The organism is Lichenifustis flavocetrariae (assembly GCF_026130545.1).
In the GTDB taxonomy this organism is placed as follows: domain Bacteria; phylum Pseudomonadota; class Alphaproteobacteria; order Rhizobiales; family Beijerinckiaceae; genus Lichenihabitans; species Lichenihabitans flavocetrariae.
The window spans coordinates 1-3,893 of sequence record NZ_JAMOIM010000070.1 but is presented as its reverse complement, the minus strand read 5'-3'; the positions used below and the strand labels follow the sequence as shown (position 1 = coordinate 3,893).

Genomic DNA, 3,893 nt, shown 5'->3' with positions numbered 1-3,893 from the left:
GTCGATCGCCTCCACCTCGCCGTTCGGTAATCCAAGCGAGCACGATTTCCTGTTTCAAAGCCTGACCGGCTTGGCCTTTCTAAACACGCCTGGCGGCGGTGTTGCGACTGTACCCCTCCCTAAGTCTCTTGCGCTTTTCGGTTTCAGCCTGTTTGGAATCGGCATTCCGCAATTGTTTAGGAGAACGAGAGTCATGTTGCAAAACTCTCGCAGACCGTGTGGAAACTCCTGATCCTGAGGTTTTGGGAGCAGCACGGCTCGGCATTTGCGCGAGGAGGTCCATTCGGCGTCTGATTGCACTGTTGGGCGTCGTGAGGCCGCTGGAGGGGCTGATAGCGGTCTGCGAGCGCGTGATTAGGGACAAACGGGCGTGTCTCATGCCCTCGCGGCAGCGATCAGGTCCGGCAAGCCGACCAGGGTGATAGCCCGCCGGATGTTGTAGGCGAGCGCCGTCAGGCTGAACTCGCCACGCACGTTTTCCAGCCGCCGCATCAGGAAGGCACATTGCCCCATCCATTGTTTGATGGTGCCGAACGGGTGCTCGACAGTTTCGCGTCGGTGATCGAGGATGTCGGGGCGTGCCGCCAAGCGGGCGGCCATGCGGTCGAGCACGGCCTCGTTCTCCAGCCGGGAGACGTGCCGGTATGTGTTCGTGCAGCGCGGGCGAAGGGCGCAGGCCTTGCAAGCGGCCGGGTTGGCATAGTCGATCTTCACATTGTCGCGCGAGCGGCCTCTCCGGCAGGGCGAGAGCGTCTGTCCAGCCGGGCACGTATAGACGTTCTTGTCGGGTTCGAAGCGGAACGCCTCCTTGGTGAAGAAGCCCTTGCGCACCGCCGGACCGCGCACGGGCTTGGGCAGGTAGGCCGTGATGCCGGCCTTCTCGCAGGCCTCGACCTCCTCGATCTTGAAGTAGCCCTTGTCGGCCACCGCCTCGATCCGGTCCACGCCGAGCGTCGCCATGGCGGCTTCGACGGTCGGTGCGAGAAGCCCCATGTCGAGGACTCGATTGCAGACCTCCTGCTCGACGATCAGCTTGTGCTTCACATCCACGGCCAGCTGCACGTTGTAGCCGACGCCGACCTTGGTCATCCGTGCCATGGCGCGGCTGTCGGGGTCGGTCAGCGAGACCTGGTCCTCGCCCGTCCGCTCCAACTCGGCCAGCATCGCCTTGTGGCGGTGGCGCTTGCCCTGGATGGCAGCGATCTTCTCTTTCAGCTTGTCCTCGCCGCGCCCTACCGTCCCGCCCGCGCGCTCGTCTTGCACGTCGCTGTCATCCAAGCGCCTCAGGTAGTCGGCCAGCTTCTCGTCTGCGCGGCGGATGAACTCGGCGAGGGCACCGCGGGTGAAATTGCAGTCCTTGTTGTTGACCGCCTTGATGCGCATGCCGTCGACGGCCAGCAGCTCCCGCCCGAACAGGTCGAGCTGGCGGCACAGCAGGACGAACTCGCGGAACACGGGCCGGAAGGCCGCACGGTTGTCGCGCCGGAAGTCGGCGATGGTCTTGAAGTCCGGCTTCAGGTGCCGCAACAGCCAGATCACCTCGACATTGCGATGGGTTTCGGCCTCCAGGCGCCGGCTCGACCGGACCCGGTTCAGATAGCCATAGACGTACAGCTTCAGCAGGTCGGCCGGATCGTAGCCGGGACGTCCCGTCGCCTTCGGCAGGACACGGGCGAACCCCGCTGCCGCAAGATCCAGCCCGTCGACAAAGGCCTCGATGAACCGGACCGGATTGTCCGCTCCGACATAGTCGTCCACCGCTTCCGGCAAAAGCAGCAACTGCGAGCGGTGGGACCCCGAGATATGCGCCATACCAAAAGGTACACCGCCCCACGGAAACGCGGAATCCACTCGGCCCGACTTTCCACACGGTCTGCTTGCAGACCGTGTGAAAACGGCTGAAGCAGCGTGGTTTTGGGTTCAGCCTGCTGAGGATCCGCCGATTTCCGAGTTGACGGTCGAATGGCGTTGGAAGCGCCGATTGGCCGTGCAGAGGCCGGCTACGGCCGATCCTGAGGCTCGTTTCAAGGGGGAACGAGCCGCATTCAGGCGGCGACGGCCTCCCGCAGACCGGGAATCCCGACGATCGTGATGGCTCGCCGGATGTTGTAGGCGAGCGCCGTCAGACTGAACTCGGCCCGGACATTCTGCAGCCGCCGCATCAGGAGTATCCGCCCGGCGAAGACCGCCTTGCGAGAGGTTAGTGCGGCTGCGAAGCTTTGCTTGTAAGTCCACCTTATAAGCGCTTGTAGCTGCACAGCATGACCCAGATCACTCTGCAGACCGGCCCGGAACGTCGGCGTCATTGGAGCGCTGCGGCGCAGCGGGAGATCCTGTCGGCGGCGTTCATGCCCCGGGCGGTGGTGACGGAGGTGGGCCGTCGCTACGATGTGTCGACCAGCCTGATCTACAAATGGCGCCAGCAGGCCCAGGGGCGGTCCGATGTCGCTTTTGTGCCGGCTGTCCTCCTGCCGGAACCGATGACTGCCTCAGCGCCTCCGACAAGCCCGGCGATTGTAGTCGAGCTTACTGGGGGGACCCGGCTGACGATCGATGCGCAAGCCTCGGCAGCATTGGTGGGGGCGGTGCTGAGGGCGTTGCGATGAGTCCTGTCGCCAGCAACGTCCGGATCTGGATCGCGAGCGGGCACACGGACATGCGCAAGGGGATGCAGGGCTTGGCCTTGCTGGTGCAGGAGGGCCTGAAGCGCGATCCCTTCTTATGTCTCGGGCGAGATTATGTGGCGGAGGCGGCGTGACGTCAGCCAGGGCCGGCCACGCGTGGATTCCTCCGCCACATAATATTTCGTGTCCCTCGTGCGGACGCGGGATCCCCCTGCGCCGCCATGCCGGAGGGGCGCAATGCTTGAGTTCTATTTTTCGTATCGCGGGTGCTCAAGCGCCTCCGCAGCGGCGCGCTCGGCGCCGAGATGGATCGCATCGCCGGTTACTTCTCGTCGCTCGGCTACCAGCGAGCATCCGCTAAGATTTATCTGAGCCGGATCGGGCGATTTAGCCATTTTGCTGCTGAACATTGCAGTTCCGGGCGGATCAGCGAAGGTACTGTCGACAGGTATCTGCGTACCTTCACCACAGACCCACCTCGGATTAGGGCGGTGTCAGCGCTTCAACACGCGCGGCGGGTGGCGCCTGAACGTTTCATTGTTGCCGCACCCAGTGTCGTCGATGATCCGGACGCCCCGCTTCTGACCTCCTATTCAGGTTTTCTGAGCAAGGTACGGGGCCTTGAGCCTAAGTCCCGCGATGGCGTCCTTTTGGGCGCTCGACGCTTTTTGGTCTGGCTCAGGCATCACCACCCTGGCCAAGACCTCGGGGGGCTGACAGCGGAGCAAGTCCTTGCCGCCGTCGAGCATCAGCTGTCGCTCTCGGCGACGTCGGCCACCCGCACAGCGGCTGTCTCCCACGTCCGATCGTTTCTCCGCTTTCTGCATTGGGCCGGCCAACACGACCAGGATCTCGCTCGGGTCGTTCCAAGAACACCTCATTGGCGGCTAGCCCGGATTATGCAGCGTGGGTAGGCGGATGTGGCGCAACCTGCTGAAATAGCGTATGAATTGGGTGTCGAGACCGATCATCGCCGTTTCCGCGAGGCTACACCCGCCATGTGCGATCTTACGCCGATGCTGCCCGGCCTGTCATCCGTCGCGGGCAAGACTGTTGTGGCCAAGTTCGATGGAGGACGTCTGTCATCGGACGGCGGCCTGTTGATGTTACGCGAGGCCGAACATCGCCTGCGGGTGGCCGATCGTCTCGCGTCATGCATCAACGATCCGCGTTCTCCCGAGCTGATCACGCACAGCCTCGCCGCCATCATCCGCTTCCGCTTGCTGATGATCGCGGCCGGCTACGAGGACGGCAACGACGCCTCGACCT

5 protein-coding genes are annotated in these 3,893 nt (G+C 63.6%); 4 read left to right on the top strand and 1 reads right to left on the bottom strand.

Annotated elements, in window-relative coordinates; translation table 11 throughout:
- A partial coding sequence (locus tag M8523_RS33880) for a hypothetical protein (RefSeq protein ID WP_282589237.1) occupies window positions 1-232 on the top strand: 232 nt, incomplete at its 5' end.
- Window positions 233-375: 143 nt separating this feature from the next.
- On the opposite strand, the gene M8523_RS33875 is transcribed toward M8523_RS33880, so the two are convergent.
- Window positions 376-1,812, bottom strand: coding sequence for an IS1182 family transposase (locus tag M8523_RS33875; RefSeq protein ID WP_282589236.1), 1,437 nt, complete (start codon window positions 1,810-1,812; stop codon window positions 376-378).
- Between the two features lie 449 nt (window positions 1,813-2,261).
- Here M8523_RS33875 and tnpA point away from each other — a divergent pair, with 449 nt between their 5' ends.
- From tnpA to M8523_RS33860, 3 genes are all read left to right on the top strand, one after another.
- Complete coding sequence (tnpA, locus tag M8523_RS33870; RefSeq protein ID WP_282589235.1) at window positions 2,262-2,606, top strand: IS66-like element accessory protein TnpA; 345 nt, start codon at window positions 2,262-2,264, stop codon at window positions 2,604-2,606.
- A complete protein-coding gene (tnpB, locus tag M8523_RS33865) occupies window positions 2,603-2,758 on the top strand; it encodes an IS66 family insertion sequence element accessory protein TnpB (protein WP_282589234.1) in 156 nt (51 codons plus the stop codon). The genes tnpA and tnpB overlap by 4 nt, the downstream gene beginning before the upstream one ends.
- Window positions 2,759-3,622: 864 nt before the next feature.
- Window positions 3,623-3,893 (top strand): transposase (locus M8523_RS33860; RefSeq protein WP_282589233.1); only part of this gene is annotated, 271 nt, incomplete at its 3' end.

Coding starts and splice junctions, on each gene's coding strand:
- M8523_RS33875 (WP_282589236.1), bottom strand. CDS start 1,812: ATGGCGCATATCTCGGGGTCCCACCGCTCGCAGTTGCTGCTTTTGCCG.
- tnpA (WP_282589235.1), top strand. CDS start 2,262: ATGACCCAGATCACTCTGCAGACCGGCCCGGAACGTCGGCGTCATTGG.
- tnpB (WP_282589234.1), top strand. CDS start 2,603: ATGAGTCCTGTCGCCAGCAACGTCCGGATCTGGATCGCGAGCGGGCAC.